Annotated in this window: 12 protein-coding genes; 6 read left to right on the top strand and 6 right to left on the bottom strand. The window is 54.6% G+C overall.

What is annotated here, in order from left to right; translation table 11 throughout:
* Window positions 1-232 precede the first annotated feature (232 nt).
* Window positions 233-1,681 (bottom strand): TlpA family protein disulfide reductase, encoded by a 1,449-nt coding sequence (locus Mal52_RS12115; protein ID WP_145376393.1) that lies wholly within the window; start codon window positions 1,679-1,681, stop codon window positions 233-235.
* 467 nt (window positions 1,682-2,148) lie between these two features.
* Between Mal52_RS12115 and Mal52_RS12110 the strand changes: the two genes are divergently transcribed.
* Entirely contained in the window at window positions 2,149-2,589 is a 441-nt protein-coding gene (locus tag Mal52_RS12110; RefSeq protein WP_145376392.1) for a hypothetical protein, read from the top strand.
* Between the two features lie 235 nt (window positions 2,590-2,824).
* Window positions 2,825-4,174 carry a PP2C family protein-serine/threonine phosphatase gene (locus Mal52_RS12105; protein WP_145376390.1) on the top strand — a complete coding sequence of 450 codons (1,350 nt, stop codon included), beginning with the start codon at window positions 2,825-2,827 and terminating at the stop codon, window positions 4,172-4,174.
* Between the two features lie 52 nt (window positions 4,175-4,226).
* Here the strand turns inward: Mal52_RS12105 and Mal52_RS12100 are convergent, their stop codons facing one another.
* Entirely contained in the window at window positions 4,227-4,811 is a 585-nt protein-coding gene (locus Mal52_RS12100; protein WP_145376388.1) for a hypothetical protein, read from the bottom strand.
* Between the two features lie 1,112 nt (window positions 4,812-5,923).
* Here Mal52_RS12100 and Mal52_RS12095 point away from each other — a divergent pair.
* From Mal52_RS12095 to Mal52_RS12085, 3 genes are all read left to right on the top strand, one after another.
* Entirely contained in the window at window positions 5,924-6,748 is an 825-nt protein-coding gene (locus Mal52_RS12095; RefSeq protein WP_145376386.1) for a type II toxin-antitoxin system RelE family toxin, read from the top strand.
* Between the two features lie 411 nt (window positions 6,749-7,159).
* Entirely contained in the window at window positions 7,160-8,311 is a 1,152-nt protein-coding gene (locus Mal52_RS12090) for a S1C family serine protease (RefSeq protein WP_145376384.1), read from the top strand.
* A 197-nt stretch (window positions 8,312-8,508) separates the two neighbouring features.
* Window positions 8,509-8,877 carry an STAS domain-containing protein gene (locus Mal52_RS12085; RefSeq protein ID WP_145376382.1) on the top strand — a complete coding sequence of 123 codons (369 nt, stop codon included), beginning with the start codon at window positions 8,509-8,511 and terminating at the stop codon, window positions 8,875-8,877.
* Between the two features lie 345 nt (window positions 8,878-9,222).
* Here Mal52_RS12085 and Mal52_RS12080 read toward each other — a convergent pair whose 3' ends face one another.
* From Mal52_RS12080 to Mal52_RS12065, 4 genes are all read right to left on the bottom strand, one after another.
* On the bottom strand, window positions 9,223-9,414 hold the full coding sequence (locus Mal52_RS12080) for a hypothetical protein (protein WP_145376380.1): 192 nt from the start codon (window positions 9,412-9,414) through the stop codon (window positions 9,223-9,225).
* A 327-nt stretch (window positions 9,415-9,741) separates the two neighbouring features.
* Complete coding sequence (gene glnD / locus Mal52_RS12075) at window positions 9,742-12,399, bottom strand: [protein-PII] uridylyltransferase (RefSeq protein ID WP_145376378.1); 2,658 nt, start codon at window positions 12,397-12,399, stop codon at window positions 9,742-9,744.
* A gap of 236 nt (window positions 12,400-12,635) precedes the next feature.
* Window positions 12,636-12,974 carry a P-II family nitrogen regulator gene (locus Mal52_RS12070; protein WP_145380625.1) on the bottom strand — a complete coding sequence of 113 codons (339 nt, stop codon included), beginning with the start codon at window positions 12,972-12,974 and terminating at the stop codon, window positions 12,636-12,638.
* 217 nt (window positions 12,975-13,191) lie between these two features.
* Entirely contained in the window at window positions 13,192-14,385 is a 1,194-nt protein-coding gene (locus tag Mal52_RS12065; RefSeq protein ID WP_231962632.1) for an ammonium transporter, read from the bottom strand.
* Window positions 14,386-14,983: 598 nt separating this feature from the next.
* On the opposite strand from Mal52_RS12065, the gene dgoD reads away from it, so the two are divergent.
* Window positions 14,984-16,123: a galactonate dehydratase gene (gene dgoD, locus Mal52_RS12060; protein WP_197534850.1), complete on the top strand. Its 1,140-nt coding sequence runs from the start codon at window positions 14,984-14,986 to the stop codon at window positions 16,121-16,123.
* The last annotated feature ends 29 nt before the right edge of the window (window positions 16,124-16,152 follow it).

Raw genomic sequence — 16,152 nt, 5'->3', positions numbered from 1 at the left:
CACCCTCATCAATCGAACAATTCAGTAGTGCAAATTCTGCTACCAATCCACGCTAATATACGTGCGTCCATCTGTCAAGGCGTGCAGTTGGCATTTGTTCAGATTAAATCGGTTTTTGACTCCCCTATCGCATTGGAAAATTCTACCAGAAGCAGCGCAAAAAGAGAGCCGCGAATGGGAGTTCGCGGCTCATTAGAGACTGTTTTTGAATCAAACTTGGCAATACAAGCAGCTATCGCACGCTTTTGCCCGGTCTCGTGGCGGTTCGGGAATTGAAGACTGCGGCGAGCGTCGCGTCCAGTTTCCCACTTTCGACTTTGGTCGTCACGACACGGCCCCCCGCATCGATCACCCACATTGAGGGGACGCGGCGGACTCCGTAAAACTTGACGATCGGATTGTTCCAACCACGTTTCTTTTCATCGGAATGAATAATATTGGGGAAAGGAAGCTTCTCTTTGGTCAAGAAGGCTTTCAAAGTCTCGGTCGATTCATCCAAACAAACGCCAATGACTCCGAGTCTGTTGCTGCCATATTTTTTGGCAACTTCGGTAATTTCAGGAATCTGCTTCACGGAGGGAGCTGCAGAAGTGTTCCAGAAAAATACGACGACCGGTTTCCCCAAATGTTGCTCCAAAGAAACCGCTTGGCCTTGAAGCGTCGCTCCGGAGAGTTTGATGCGGCGGCCGTTCATTTTCATCCGCCGCACAATCGTCAAAGCAACGGCTGCGGCATCGTGTTTGGGGAATTTTTGGGCAATCACTGAATAAGCCCGGACCGCTTCTTCATCCAGCCCATTGATCTCACACCGCTCGGCTGCTGCAAAGAGCAGGGGGATTGACCGCTGGGAATCCTGAGGGAACTTCACAGCATAGTCTTCCGATTGTCGAGCGAATTCCTGCAACCAACGAGGGTCCTTCAAGGCCGTTCCGGTCATGATCGCCGCGGTGGAGTTGGAGTAGGCCAGTTGCGTCAGCGTAAACGCCCCTTCCGCAGCCGCTGTGGACTTCGGATCCCGCTTATAAAGCGATGCCGCATGCTCATAGAGCGCGTCCACGCTCTCTGTATCTCCATCGACAGCCAGTTGTAGACGGGTTTCCAGCAATTTCCGCACGGCGACGTCAAAGATCCGTTCCTGCTTAGGATCGCGATGTGTCAGGGCCAAAGCCTTTTCAGCATTGGCGATGATCTTCAGACTGCGTTCGCGATGCCAAGCCCGCAACGCTTCCAGATCTTTAGTTTGTGGCGGCCGCGCGATACGGAGTTTGGTGATTTCATGGATGTAGTATTCCGCCGTTCCCTCTTTGGGGGCGACAAATTTTTCCTCAGGAGCATCTGCTTCGGCTTCGGTCTCATCTTCGTCGAAGATGACGATGCCGTCGATCGTGGCTGCCGTCGCATCTTCTTCACCGGCAGCTACGGTGCGAATCCCCGTCCCGTCATCAGTTCCGCTCGCAAGCACGATGCCCGAGTCATTCTCCGATTGTTGGCGTTCATATTCCTCGGCAGTGACGACTTCATCGGGTTGTTGGCGAAGTTTCGGCACTTCTTCTGAATTCGCCTCCGCTTTGCTGGGGTCGTCGCCGGCAATGTGTGGATCATGGCCGTCACTGCATCCGGCGATCATCGCCAACAGACCGAGAACGGTCGCCCACTTGATCCGTTGAATTGTCTCCATCATGACTGCTCCCGAGAGTCCGTTCCGTGGGAAAAATATGATTTCCAGATTTGCGTTGATATTCCTGCGGCCCGACAAAGCATTACGCTGCGCAATACGTCACACGACGATCGCTGTTGCGAACAGGTCGGGGTTTTAAGGGAAAACCGACTTTTAAGGCAAGAGGAGCCTGTCATCTCAGAACAAAACAGACGGGATTCAGCGTTTCTTAGGGCGGGACAATGGTTAAAAGCTTGAGACGACAGAAATGTGGACGGATAGGGAAGCAGGAGTAATGCTGGAAACCGTGAATGGGAGCGGTAGTTTCTCGTTTATAGAAAGAGAGGGAAAAACCAAGTATCATCAACTTCTTGCAATTTCACGCAATGGATCAAACGGCGGCGGTCGAAGTAGCGGCCGCACGGGAAATCCTTGGGGCGTTTTCGGTACATGCAGGGCGTTCGACACGCCGATGATACGGTTCACTCAATATGACGATAAATCGTTGGTATTTCAGCATCTTGCAGTTGCTGATTTACGTGGGAACGTTTCTGTTTTGGAAGTGGTATCCCTCACGAATCGGATTCATCGTGGGGGGAGTTGTTTCGGTAAGCATCATGTCGTTGCTGCTGGTTTTTGCAGCGCGGCGAAAGTATTTCGTCAATCGCGTTGATTTGTGCCTGCATCTGCTGGTGATTGTCGATATTGGGTTGGAATCGTTGATGTACGAAGTCCTCCGCTTCGCCGTCGCGATGAATTGGATGTCCGGTGAGGCGTCGGTTGGGGCATTTGATGAAACGGCGGCAATGTTTCATAACAATCACAATTTTTACATGTGCGCTCTGTTCTTCGCGGTTGTCATCGGCGGACATCATTGGTTCCGTCGCGAATCAGAAGCGCTGCAAACCGTCGACCGACATATCGAGGGGTAGGTGACAACTGGGAGATGATGACCACTGAGGCAGCGGAAACCGTGAACAGGGCAGTCTGCTGAAATCCATTAGAATTCAGTGGTTGAATAGGTTGGCTTTGCGTCGCATCAGTTGACCGGATACCATGATTAGAGATGGTTTTACGGCGTCTGCTCTGGTCATCGGGAAGCCTGCCATCGAATTCTTACCGAACACGTGCCGCCAAATGAATACACTTCGGACTTGAGGAACCGCGATGCTGTGGGAGCAGAAGGTGGAATTTGCCGCAAAAAGCGACATCGGATTCCGCCGTCAAAACAATCAAGATTCCTACGGCATCCATCTGGCGCCGGACGCAGAGGCCTTCCATCAACGGGGCCATTTGTTTCTCGTCGCCGATGGGATGGGCGGACATGCGGTGGGCGAGTTGGCCAGTAAAATGGCGGCCGACTCCATTCCGCACTCCTACCAAAAGCTGCAGAATCTTCCCATCGACGAAGCGCTCGAACAAGCCATCATCGAAGCCAATACGGGCATCAATACTCGTGGGCGGCAGAATCACGATTTCCTGCGCATGGGCACCACCTTAACCGCCTTGGTGCTTTCCCCAACGGGGGCCATCGCCGGTCATGTTGGCGACAGCCGTCTGTATCGCATTCGCGATGCCCATATCGAACAGTTGACGTTCGATCACAGTCTGCAATGGGAGCTACTCAAACAGGGGCAAATGTCGGCCGAAGAGATTTTTCTTTACGAGCCGCGGAACGTCATTACCCGCTGCCTGGGACCAGAGGCCCACGTTGAGGTCGACATCGAAGGCGCCCATGAAATCCTCTCCGGCGATATTTTCTTGCTATGCAGTGACGGATTGACCGGACTGTTAGACGACAACGAAATCGGCACGATCGCCCGCGAATTGCCTCCAGCCGAAGCCTGTCAGTTGTTGGTGCATCTGGCCAACCTGCGCGGCGGACCGGACAACATCACCGTGGTGATTGTCCGCGTGAATGCACCGGTTGGCGATATCGCCACGCCACCGCCAAGGCCTCGCTACGACGATAGCGGGGGGCTCTCCTGGGGTTGGGGGTTGGCGCTCTCCTTATTGTCCATCGTCCTTGCGATTGGCGTACCGCTGACGTTGATGGGGTTGCGGACAGCTTTAAACTACCTGCTTGCCCCCGGTCTCACCTTGTTGGGACTGGCTGGTATACAGATCATCCTCATGGTTTGGATCTGGTGGAACCAACGCCGCGAGCGCGCAAAGGCTCCCCCCGTCTCGGCCCCCAAGGGTGGCCCCTATCGTTATGCAGAAGCCAACATGACACGAAAACTGGCCGGACAGCTCGCCACCATCGAGCACGACTTGCAACAGTCGGCCATCGAAGAAGGGTGGACCGTCGACTGGAAATCGTACGGAACGGCCTATCGCGACGCCAAATCGAGTTTAGAACGGCAACAGTTTTCACCGGCACTACGCTCTTACGGCAAGGTCATCGACTTCTTGATGTCCGGCCTCCAATCGCACCGCCGCTCGCGCGCCCATGCCGCCAAATGGGGTATCCCCCCCCGCGAGCAAACTCTCCCGGCCGACACCAACGGTGACTGAGCGCAGTCTCCGCTGGCAAACTTAGCCTCGAAGGAGCTTCACAGCTGCTCCCTCAATCAGTCGGCGACGAAATCCGCTTGGTATTCAATACGAATGCTCCCAATGTCGCGCCGCCAATGAGCGCCAGCAGCAATGACGATGGCTCGGGATTGGTGAAATCCGGCCGCGGGGTCGGCGAGTAGAGCTCAGCAAGCGCCGAAACCCAGGAATCCTCTGTCGCATTGAATGCGCCGATCAACTCCGTCGTATTGTCACTACTGGTAAATACCGTGCTCAAGGTCGTCCCAGCGAAATCGCTACCGGATGTGAACCAACTGTGGCGGTTATCGACATCGATTTGAAACGAAAACGTCTCCCCCGGAGCGAAGTCGGTGAATTCCAAAACCATTCGTCGGGAGTCATTCGTCACTCCGCCAAACCCTGTGAATCCCGTTTCCGCTGCGGATTCTTGTTCAGCCATGAAGGGAAAAGAGCTCATTCCCGAGAGATGGAAATAAGCGTCCGCAGACGAGGATTTGGTGTCGATGATTGCCTTCTGGAGATGCGCATCACCTTGCGACAAATTGGCAATCGTAAAAACGTCGCCTCTACTCGTCAGCCCAAATTCCTGATAACTGGCGCCGGCAGCCACCCGCATCAGAGCAGATTCCGCACTTGCCTCAGAGTGCGCGATGCATAGACAGCCGATCGAAGATGAGAAAAGTAAGACCGATCTAATAACCGGCCGGCAAATTGTCGCACACCTGGGTTTTAGGTATCGCGAATAGAGAATGGTTGATGGTGAAAATGATCGTCGCGTTTGGCCCGCACTTCTCATTTTAGGTGTTTAACCTCGCTAAATTGTGGTGAGAGTTCACTCCATCCATAGATGTTTTCAAAAATTCCTTATCACTGAAGTCAACAACAGGGATTCAATGCTGCAGCGTGAAACGACCGAGTCGGCAAACAGGGGATGCCCCACTCGTTCAGTGGCCGCAACGGCTAAGAGTTGATGACAGGGTTTAAATTAGGGGAAATGCACTAATTCCGAGTCTACCGATCTCGCTTTTCGTATTCAACGGAATTATGGGAACTTTCAGCCCAATACAAAGAATAGGAAAAATGTGCCCGTTATGACTGGCAGGCAAACGGAAGCGATTTGCCGAATCGGGTCCAGAACGACCGGCTGAAACCCCGCTGAGAATTCCGGCGCAGCAAGGAATGCCTTTTCGCCAATGGGATCCGCGAATTGCGTTTCCCTACTGAATATGGCGCTGCAGCGACATTAAAGCCGCCGATCAAGGGCGCGTCCGCTAAGTCACTCAACCGATCGACCACCGAAACTGGCGCGGTCATAACGACTTAATGTTTCGATCTGCAACGGCCGTGGAAATGATCATTACCGACGCTGGCAATCACCAACTGTCGTCGGTAGGATCGCTGATTCGCCCAACGACACGACATTGCGACCTATCGCGAGCAATGTCAAACCCGAGATTTAGGGTACCACTGGCTCCGCCAGTGCTTTGTGGCGAATCCAAACATTTGAATTTGCACTGGCAAAGCCAGTGGCACACCACTCCAAGATTCACCCCTGAGAATGCGATGGATCAGCTCCGGAATCCCTCGGTTTGTGTGGTCGGCAGAAACGGCAGACGATCTCCCTCACCACACACTCCCTGGAAGTGAGCTTCCCACGCGAACCGACGCGTGATGCGAATACGCCTTGCGGGGTTTTGAAACCAGAGACTACAGCACTAAAGGACCAGCATGAACGACCCGATTGCTCCACTAAAAACGGACGTCCCGGAAACTGAAGAGCTTTTGATCGATACGGCCCAACAAGCTGTTAACCAGTGTCGTTGGGTGGTCGGTGAATGTGCGGCCAAGTGGACGAAGAAATATGCCAAGGGCCGCACCGATGCGGATTTTGCCGCTTTGATCAACTTGAGCGGCGATCAGGTGTTTCAACGCCGTCGCGTTTGGGAATCATTTGCGGATGTTCATGAGTCCTATCCGAAGTTGAAGTGGTCGCATTTTTATTCGGCGATCAACTGGGATGATGCCGCTGAGTGCCTGCAATGGGCTGAGGAAACAGAGGCCACCGTGGCCGAAATGAAGGCCTGGCGACGAGCGATTCACGGCGAAGATTTGACAGCCGAAGCCGAAGAGGACGAATCAGCGGTCGCCTACGTGCCGAGCGAAACCACTGCCGTTGTCGATCCCGACGAATTCGGCGGCGAGGGCTCCACTGCCAGTGAAGGTGGGAATTCCACACGGGACCGCAAGCCAGAGACCGCCACCGCTACCGCTGCTGCTCGGCAAAAAGAGGACACCAGCGGGGAGTACTCGCCGTTTCGACAGGGGGCGACAACGCCTCCAGCGACGAGTGACCAAGGAGGCGACGCCGTCGGCACCGCAGTCGGTCCTCCGGTTGCGCAACTCGTCAAACGAACAACAAAAGCTCTGCAACGATTCGAAACGGCAATCACTCCGCAATTTGTGCAGGAGTTCCGAAAGCTCCCCGAACAAACCCAAAGCCAATTCATCAAAGCGGTCGAAGAATTGAATTCCAAAGTGGCAGAATTGCTCTAAAGGCGATTCGGGGCAGAAAACTGTTGTGTTGCATGGTCGGAATCGTGTTGGGTGGGAATGAGGTGAGAGGGGGTGCCTTCGGTGAAGCAAAAACCCTCACCCCGGCCTCTCCCAGAGGGAGAGGGAGGATAAAAACGTTGCATTTTTTAGAAACGCCCTCCCATAAAGCGCAGCGCCCAACGGAAGCGGCCTTCCCCCCTTCGAGCGGCAGCTCGCACAAAGCGGCTGTGCCGCATGGGCTGCATGAGGGGCTAACTCGACTGGTCAAGTTGGCTTGAACCGCCCATAATATCATTAACGTTTCCATGTTCCGGCAGGATATCTCGTCGGTGAGGAAATACGTTTTGCGAGCCCCTTGCTGACAACCTCACAAGCGGGCCGGTTGATTTCCCTCCAACTTGGAGAAGTTTGATGTTCTCGAAGGATGAACGACCTCCACGGCGCGCGCCGATCCAGGCCGATGGCGTGAGCTGGCCGTTCTTGATACTTGTCGTTCTCACACTGTTCGCCATTTGGCGATTTTCCGGCAGTGGACCATCGTCCATTTTGAATCCCAATGCTTCGGCGCGTGCTGTGACTCCGCGGGGGGATTTGGCCGCCGATGAAAAGACAACCATTGAGATCTTTCAAAAAGTCGCCCCATCGGTTGTCCACATTACAGCGGTCGATCAAGTCACAAATCCGCTCGTGGCTGATCCGGTGGAGGTCCCCAGCGGCATGGGTTCAGGACTGGTCTGGAGCGATGATGGTTATATCGTCACAAACTATCATGTGATCAGCCAAGCCGAAGGTGTTGTCGTCACGCTGGGAGATGGAACGGTCCTGAAGGCGAAACTGGTGGGGAAGGCGCCTGACCAGGATCTGGCCGTGCTCAAAGTCGATGCACCGGCCAGCCAATTGGTTCCGATTCCGATTGGTGAATCGAGCAACCTGATGGTCGGTCAAAAAGTGTTTGCCATAGGCAATCCGTTTGGATTCGACCATTCGTTATCGACCGGTACGATTAGTGGCTTAGGCCGCTCGATCCGGACCAAAACCAGACGTTTGATTACCGACGTGATTCAAACCGATGCCGCTATCAATCGCGGAAGTTCCGGCGGGCCGTTGTTGGATAGCGCGGGTCGGTTGATCGGTGTCACCACCGCGATTTACAGTCCATCGGGGGTGTCTGCTGGACTTGGGTTTTCGGTTCCGGTAGATATGGTCAATCGTGTGGTTCCCGAGTTGATCCAGCATGGGAAGATTGAGCGACCGGGATTGGGAATCCGCCCCGTCTCGGATCAATTGACGCATCGCTTAGGCTTAGAAGGAATTCTGATCAAATCGGATGAAGATGACAGCTTGAAAACGCGTTCCGGGATTCGCCCCACCTATTGGGACGCTCAAGCGAATCAGCTGGTTGTGGGGGATCTGATTGTTGCCATGGATGGCGAACCCTTACGGGGGTCCTTGGACTTGATTGATGAACTTTCCAAACGAAAAGTGGGAGATGTCGTCGAACTCACTCTGTGGCGTGACGGGAAAGAGATCAACCAAGAAATCGAACTACAAGCCATTCCGTAATGTGGCAACTCGCAAAGCACAACTGTCTCGGTCGATTCACCGGTCTCGCGCCGGAACGGCGTCGCCGAATCGCAAAGCCGTTGACTTATTGATCGTGACGGATACGATGAACGTCTCCACACCAACGTTTTCCACGCGCGAGATGACCGTCTAACAGTAAAACCTCGCCAGCAAGGCACCAACCCGCAGGCATCGACATGGCAGATCCCAAAAGTCCTGAAATCGAAGTTCGCAACGGCGTGACTGTGATTCAACTGGGTCCGGATTACGACAATCTGAGCGACCACCTGCTTGACGCGTTGCAAGTCGTGTTACTCGAGTGTGGTCGGAAAGCCGATCCGCCGAAAGTCGTGATTGATTTGTCACACACGGTGTTTTTCGGCTCCGCGTTTTTGGAAATTCTGCTGAAAATGTGGAAAGAACTTTCCGAACGCGAAGGAAACGCTTTTGCGCTCAGTGGTCTGAGTGATAACTGCGCCGAAGTCTTACAGGTCACGCAACTCGACAGCCTGTGGAAGATCTACAAGACGCATGAAGAGGCCGAAAAGGCGCTCGCGACCGTCTAGCTGATTGGCAAGTTCGCTTGCCCACATGAGAGCGTGGGTCCAGCTCTTTTACCCACATTGCATAGAACCAGTTTCAAAACTAGGTTGCGATTGTTCTCGAAACGTTCAGATCAATGTCAGTGAGACGCGCCAGAAGGTTTTGAAACGACTTGTAGACACCCCCCGCAGGCGGCCAGATGCCCTCGTGCACAATGTGGTTCTACGGGACTCGTGGTTCCACGGGACTCGCTGCGCGTCGAGCAAACGTCCTGCTCTTAAAAAGAGAGCGTTCGTCTACGCAGAGGATTTCAGCAACAACGACGATTCAAGCCAGAAGTCCCCAGGGCTGCATTTTGCACGCCCATCTTACCGCGGGGGCAACTTGCCTCGATCGTTGAATCCAGCGGTGCCAGTGGACTGGCCATCGTTGATTTCGTTCGGATCGACTCCGTTTACATCCAAGCAGATTGCGTCGTCGTTAATGTCGACAACGAACAAAATTCGTTCGCCGATTTGGACAGCATCGCCAATCGACAACTCCAGGGATACCTCTTGCACCGCGATCCTCCTTGTATCGCAACAGTGTCATTCTCACTATCACGGAACTATAGCAATTGGAGGTGACGTTCGCAAACCGATGTGATCGCGAGCGCACACTCTAGATCAGTCAAAAAAAAGCAGGTTGAAAAAGACGCTCTTTTCCCCTGCATTTGCGTTTGCCCACCGTGCCCCGATGGCTTCAACTCTATAACGCGAATTCCAGGTCGCGATTCGACGTGGTGGCATTTTTTTCAAAAACGTTGCCGTGGACATCGGATACCGACACGATTTTTTAATTCTGGGATCTGCTAATTGTTGAACGCTGTTTACTGTTGTCCGGTAGAGTCAAATATCCTCGATGCGTTGTCGCAATTCCTCAGCGACATGACGTAATTGATCGGCATCGGTCAATTGTTTTCCATTTTCACAGGTGACGTAGAATACGTCGACAGCCTTCTCGCCGTAGGTTGAAATTTTGGCTAACTGCACAGAAAGCCCCAGATCAAAGAGCGCGCCGGTAATGGCGTACAGCAGGCCCAATCGGTTGCGGGCAAAAACGTCGATAATTGTGCAGGTCTCTGAAGAGTTGTTGTCGAACACGATCCGCGGCGACGGCGCGGGCCCGACCAAACTGCTGTCAGATTTGGAGCGTCGTGTTTGAAAGAGCGACTTGACCGTCCGCTCTCCGGCTAGAACCTGACGGATGACACGTTTGATTTCTCCCAATCGTACTTGGGGAGTCCCTTGGGGGTGCTCCGGATCGACGACGCGGAATTTGTCGACAACAATGCCATCGCTCGTGGTGCAGATTTCGGCCGAGACAATTTCCAGTCCCATGGCCGCCATCACCCCCGCCATCTTTGAAAAGCAGCCTTGCGCCAGGGAATCGTGTGTCACGATGCGATACAACACCGTTCCGTTGATCGGATCGGCCGACCAATCGATCAGGGAATCTTTTGGCTGTAAGGCGGCGATTTGCTTGAGGTCGTCGACCACTTGCTCGACGTTATTGGAACTGAGGAAGTGGTCCGGCAGAGTGTCCATGGTGGTGCTGACCCATTGGTCGCCGGGAAGGGTGGCGGACAAGACAGCCGAACCGCTCACATACTGTCGCACGCGCTGCCGTAATTGACTGAGCCGTTCGTTGAATTCAACATCGTGCCGGATGCCACTCAACAGAAGCATGGACCGTTCGTACAATTCGGCCAGCAAGCCTCCCTTCCATTCGTTCCATGTGCCCGGCCCGACCGCCGTAATATCCGCAGCGGTGAGTACGTACAACATCCGCAGCATATCCAAGCTGCCTACGTCGCGGGTGAAAGGCAAAATCTCGTTGATGTCATTGATGTTTCTGCGGAAGGCCAGATGCGACATCACCAGATGTTTTTCGACCAAGAACACCAACCGGTCGCCGTGTGACTCTTTGAGGTGCAGTCGTTCGGCCACAGCTGCGGCGATTTGTCCGCCAACCAAGCAATGGTCTTCCTCGAAGCCCTTGCCCATATCGTGCAACAGCATGGCCAAATGCAGCAGATGCTTGCGTTTGACCTCGCCGTAAACCTGCCCCAACAAACTCGGCTCTTCGTGAAACGATTCGATGGCCCCCACGGCGATGAGCGAGTGTTCGTCGACCGTGTATTTGTGATATTCGTTGAATTCCAATAGCCCGCGTGCTCGTGACATCTCGGGAATGATGGCTTCCAACACGCCCGCCTTATACATTTTCCGTAGCGTCGATTCGATCGCTCCGGTGCAAGTCATAATGGAGAGGAATTCCTCGGCCGTTTCGGGCGAGATTTCGTCCGGATCTTCGGGATGGCTTTCGGCGATATCGCGCAACAATGTTGGGGAGGGATCGATCCCCGTGCGGGCCGACAATGCAAACAGACTGACCTGCAAACTCAAATCGCTGCACAGGCGCGCGTGGTGGTCGGCTTGCACATCGATCTGGTCGCCGCTGAGAATGAAGATGTCCTCGGTGCGATTGGGCAAGAAACGTTCGGCAATGCGGGCGCTGATCGCGCGCGGTCGATCCATCGACGCCAATCGCTCGGCCAGATCGTCGATCGCCGAAGCATAGCGAAAGTAGTCACGCATGAAACATTCGACCGGCTTCAGTCCAGGCCGTCCTTCATAGCCCAGCACGTCGGCCAGCCGCAACTGTTCTTCGCGCGTAAGCACATCCTGCGGGCCCCCGGCTTGAAAATGCAATTCGCAGCGAATGCGGGTCAAGAAATCGCGAGCTTCGACCAACAAGCGAACGTCATCCTCGGCCAAGGCCCACACCTTGTCTAGATCGTCGACTTGGGAGACCTGGTAGCGGGCGAATCCAATCCAGCGCATCAGGTGCAAATCACGCAGTCCCCCCGGCGAGCGTTTGATGTTGGGTTGAACCTGGCTGACGGTTCCGCCGAACTTTTTGCGCTCAATGTTGCGTGTCTCGATGCACGATTCCGTGAATGCCTGCAGATTGCGATCGACGACTTTGCGACGAAACAGTTGTCGGAAATCGTTGAGCAGCTGCGCGTCACCGCACAACAAACGGGCCTCGATGGCGGAGGTGGCGAAGGTGATGTCGGTCCGCGCCAGCCGCACGGCATCACGTAGATTTTGCACCGAATGCCCCAGTTTGATTCCGGCATCCCAGCAATTCCGCACGACACTTCCCAGTGCGTCGGTCAACATCGTGTCGATCGTGCCGCGATACAGAAACAACAGGTCGACATCGGAGTAGGGGGCCATTTCACCGCGGCCGAATCCTCCCATCTTCACAACTGCCGTGTTTTGTTCCACAAGTCGGCGGTCGGCCGGGTTTAGCCCGTCCAGCATGTCGCGAAAGAATTCGACGATCACGGTTTCGGTTTCGTCGGCTAACTGCGTGGCAACCTCCCAGGCGGGAGTCTTCGCAGTATGGGCTTGCCGGGCGCGCTCGCGAATGGCGGCAACTTTAGCTTTTGAATCACTGAGGCGAGCCGCTGCTTGGAGACTTGAACCACGTTCCATAATTCTTCGGATTCCGCCCCATCAGTTTCTGTCGCCGAGCGGGAAATCTGGCATCGATTCCAACTCGGCGGGTGCAACTCCCGCAATTTTGGATGCGGAGGTGCAAACGGCAAGGTGACATTAAAAAAATAGCTACGTCACCGCGGTGACGGGTGACAACTTTAGCCTCGTTCCGCAGCGACGCGGCTGTCGGTCTGTCAAAGAACCGGACAGCCGACAAGTGAACCGTATTCGGTTCAAATCGCCTCTTCGCCGCTTTCTCCGGTGCGGATTCGAATCGTTTCGGCGAGGTCGGTGACGAAGATTTTACCGTCGCCAATTTGGCCGGTGCGGGCCACGTTCATGATCGTATCGATTGCCATTTGGCACGACTCATCGGGCACAACGATTTCGACCTTTGCCTTGGGCAAGAAATCGACGGTATATTCGGCACCACGATACATCTCCTTGTGGCCCCGTTGCCGTCCGAATCCACGGACTTCCGAGACCGTCATGCCCTGAATGCCAACTTCATTGAGTGCGTTCTTGACGTCTTCCAATTTGTAATGGCGAATGATCGCCTCAAGCTTCTTCATGATGAGTCCTTCTCTGTTCCGGCGGAATATAGCTATGCTCTCACCGAGCTTCACCGATGCCGCGACAATTATACGTTCCTTGTCGTTGCCAGCATAGGCATAGTTTTGGGCGATGCCGAGGCGTAATGGGTTTTGAAATAATTTGAGTTGGGCAACATTGCCCGTGAGCCCCCGGCTTCGCCGGGGGGCCGCAGGAACAAACTCCTGGGTCAGTTTCTTACAAGAAGATATAACCTTCTTCGTCGTGTTGCGTAACATCCAGACCGCGTATTTCTTCCTCTTCGGTCACACGTAATCCCATTGTGGCGTCAAGAATTTTGATGAGGATGAATGTGCCAATCAATGCCAGTGCACCGGCGGCAACAATACTGATCGCCTGATTGATGAGTTGACTAGGATTGTCGGTGAAAAGCCCTTTCGCTCCCTTGGCGATGGTGGGTGTGGCGAAGACGCCGGTAAGCATCGCGCCAAGGGTTCCACCAACTCCATGGACTCCGAATGCGTCCAAAGAGTCGTCATAGCCGAACTTGGATTTCACGGTCGCACAAGCGAAATAGCAGACCAGACCGGCGCAGAGGCCAAGAATGATCCCATGCAGGGGATTGACCACGCCGCAGGCGGGCGTAATGCACACGAGCCCCGCAACGGCTCCCGAACAGGCTCCGAGCACTGACGGCTTGCCGCGGAAGATCCATTCGGCTCCCGCCCAGGCGATCACGCCCGCAGCCGCTGCCATGTGCGTGGCCACAAAGGCATTAGCGGCGGCCGCGTTGGCTCCGCCCGCGCTGCCTGCATTGAAGCCGAACCAACCAACCCAAAGGAGAGCGGCCCCGATGCACGTGTACGTCAAGTTGTGAGGCGGCATCGGCGTTGTTCCAAACCCGATCCGTTTGCCCAACATGATCGAAATTAACAATGCTGAAAATCCGGAGCTGATATGCACCACGGTACCTCCAGCGAAATCGAAAGCTTCATAAGGAGCGTTGAACAGCCAACCGTCGTCGGCCCAAACCCAGTGCGCAATGGGACAATAAACAAATGTTCCCCAAAGGACGGAGAACACGACCATCGTGCTGAATTTCATCCGCTCCGCATAGGCTCCAGCAATCAACGCAGGGGTGATAATGAAAAACATCATCTGAAACACCATATGCACAGACCGAGGAATACTGCCTGCCATCGGCACGTCCGCCGTATCGCCATTCATGAAGGGAATCACGCCATCTAGAAACAGATAATCTGTTCCCCCAACGAACCCTCCGAAGAAGCCTGTGCCGATATTTTGACCAAATGCTAAACTGTACCCCCACAGAGCCCAAACGATCGACATGATGCCCATGAGGAAGAAACACTGCATCATTACGCTCAGAATATTTTTTTTGCGGACCAATCCGCCATAAAACAACGCCAAACCGGGTGCTGTCATCATGAGCACCAATGCCGAAGATGTGAGCATCCAGGCAACGTCTGCTCCATTGATTTCACTTTCCCAACCCGCCTGAGTTATTGAAGTCGGAGCCGTTTCGGATGCCCCATCCTCCGCAAATGCGGTACTGGCAACAACCGCGAATAACAGGACCGACAGACCAGCAATTCTTCCCATCCACAGCATGCTTTCTCTCCTTAACTGCCGCTAGAATAATGAATTAAGACGTTGAGCTCTTTCGACACTGCGGAATATCCCGGTCGGCGAGGTCATTGATTCGAGAGGTCGCTCTAGCCCCGCATCACATGGCTTCGGTCGCCTGTTCCGCCAATTAACTCGGCGGCCCAATTGCAACGCAAACGGCGACATTAGATACAACCGGAAATTAGTGTGAGCAAATTGCGATCCATTACTCCGAAAAGTTATTCAGATCGGCGATTCGCACGTCTGGACACTGTCCTAACGTGCGAGGAATGGACCGCTCGTGAATCACAATAACTGCAACGTGCTCCGGTCCCTTGCGACCGCCGAATTAGTGCGGAGAATGGAAAAGAAAACCGCTCAAACCCCAATGAGGCCATCCATGAAAATCACAGCTGTGACCCCATACGCCGTTGGTGAAGATCGCAATTTCTTTTTTGTGGTGATCGAAACCGACGAGGGGATCCACGGTATCGGCGAAGGAGGGATCACTTGGCAAGAACCAGCCATGGGGGCCGCCGTCAATTCCTTAGCTCCGCTATTGGTAGGTGAAGACCCGTTTCGCACCGAACATCTGTGGCAAGTGATGTTCCGCAGCGGATTTTTCCCCGCCAATCGACTCGGAGCCTCCGCCATCAGCGCCATCGATATTGCTCTGTGGGATATCAAAGCCAAGGCGTTGGGTGTGCCGCTGTATCAACTCCTGGGGGGCCGTGTGCGTGACCGGGTTGTCTGTTATCCCCACGTGAAAGCGACTGAGACGATTGATCTCCCCGATGCCGCCCGCCAAGCGGCTGAGGAGGGTTGGAAGTTTATTCGCCTCGAGCTTCCGGTCGCGCCGGGGAAGGGCGTGTTGGAGCCCTCAGCGGCAGTGCGTGCTTGTGTAGAGGATTTCGCGGCGGTGCGGGAGGCGGTCGGCGACGATATCGAGATCACTGTCGACGTGCACACCCGTCTCGATCCCCCCGAGGCAATCCGGCTATGCCGCGAGCTTGAGCCGTATCGCCCCTATTTTGTCGAGGACCCGCTACGAATGGAGAACTTCGACAGTTTCCGCAAACTGGCGCGGCACGTGCATGTTCCGTTGGCTGCTGGCGAACAGTATGCGACGAAATGGGAGTTTCGCCAACAAATCGAAGAGGAACTGATCGACTACGCGCGGATTGACGTTTGCATCGTGGGTGGAATCACCGAAGCCCTCAAAGTGGCCGGCTGGTGCGAAACACACTACATCAAACTCGCCCCCCACAACCCACTCGGCCCCGTCTCGACGGCCGCCTGTTTGCATTTGGATTTGGCAACCAGTTATTTCGGCGTCCAGGAATTACCGCGACTGCCGGGCAACGTCTTGTCCGATTTGTTCCCAGTCCAAGTCCCCTATGAAGCCGGGCACCTCCTCCCCCCAACGGAACCGGGCCTCGGCGTGGAAATCGATTTGGATGCGCTCTCCAAATACCCACCAATCGACGGCGGCAGTTGCCCGCGACTACGGCGCGCGGATGGTTCGTTTACGAATTGGTAAGGGTGGCGCGGCTACGGTGAAGTACAAAC

The sequence above is a fragment of the Symmachiella dynata genome (genome assembly GCF_007747995.1).
In the GTDB taxonomy this organism is placed as follows: domain Bacteria; phylum Planctomycetota; class Planctomycetia; order Planctomycetales; family Planctomycetaceae; genus Symmachiella; species Symmachiella dynata.
The sequence above is the reverse complement of the archived record's forward strand: the minus strand, read 5'-3'. Positions and strand labels throughout refer to the sequence as shown.

Coding starts and splice junctions, on each gene's coding strand:
- Mal52_RS12115 (WP_145376393.1), bottom strand. CDS start 1,681: ATGATGGAGACAATTCAACGGATCAAGTGGGCGACCGTTCTCGGTCTG.
- Mal52_RS12110 (WP_145376392.1), top strand. CDS start 2,149: ATGACGATAAATCGTTGGTATTTCAGCATCTTGCAGTTGCTGATTTAC.
- Mal52_RS12105 (WP_145376390.1), top strand. CDS start 2,825: ATGCTGTGGGAGCAGAAGGTGGAATTTGCCGCAAAAAGCGACATCGGA.
- Mal52_RS12100 (WP_145376388.1), bottom strand. CDS start 4,811: ATGCGGGTGGCTGCCGGCGCCAGTTATCAGGAATTTGGGCTGACGAGT.
- Mal52_RS12095 (WP_145376386.1), top strand. CDS start 5,924: ATGAACGACCCGATTGCTCCACTAAAAACGGACGTCCCGGAAACTGAA.
- Mal52_RS12090 (WP_145376384.1), top strand. CDS start 7,160: ATGTTCTCGAAGGATGAACGACCTCCACGGCGCGCGCCGATCCAGGCC.
- Mal52_RS12085 (WP_145376382.1), top strand. CDS start 8,509: ATGGCAGATCCCAAAAGTCCTGAAATCGAAGTTCGCAACGGCGTGACT.
- glnD (WP_145376378.1), bottom strand. CDS start 12,399: ATGGAACGTGGTTCAAGTCTCCAAGCAGCGGCTCGCCTCAGTGATTCA.
- Mal52_RS12070 (WP_145380625.1), bottom strand. CDS start 12,974: ATGAAGAAGCTTGAGGCGATCATTCGCCATTACAAATTGGAAGACGTC.
- dgoD (WP_197534850.1), top strand. CDS start 14,984: ATGAAAATCACAGCTGTGACCCCATACGCCGTTGGTGAAGATCGCAAT.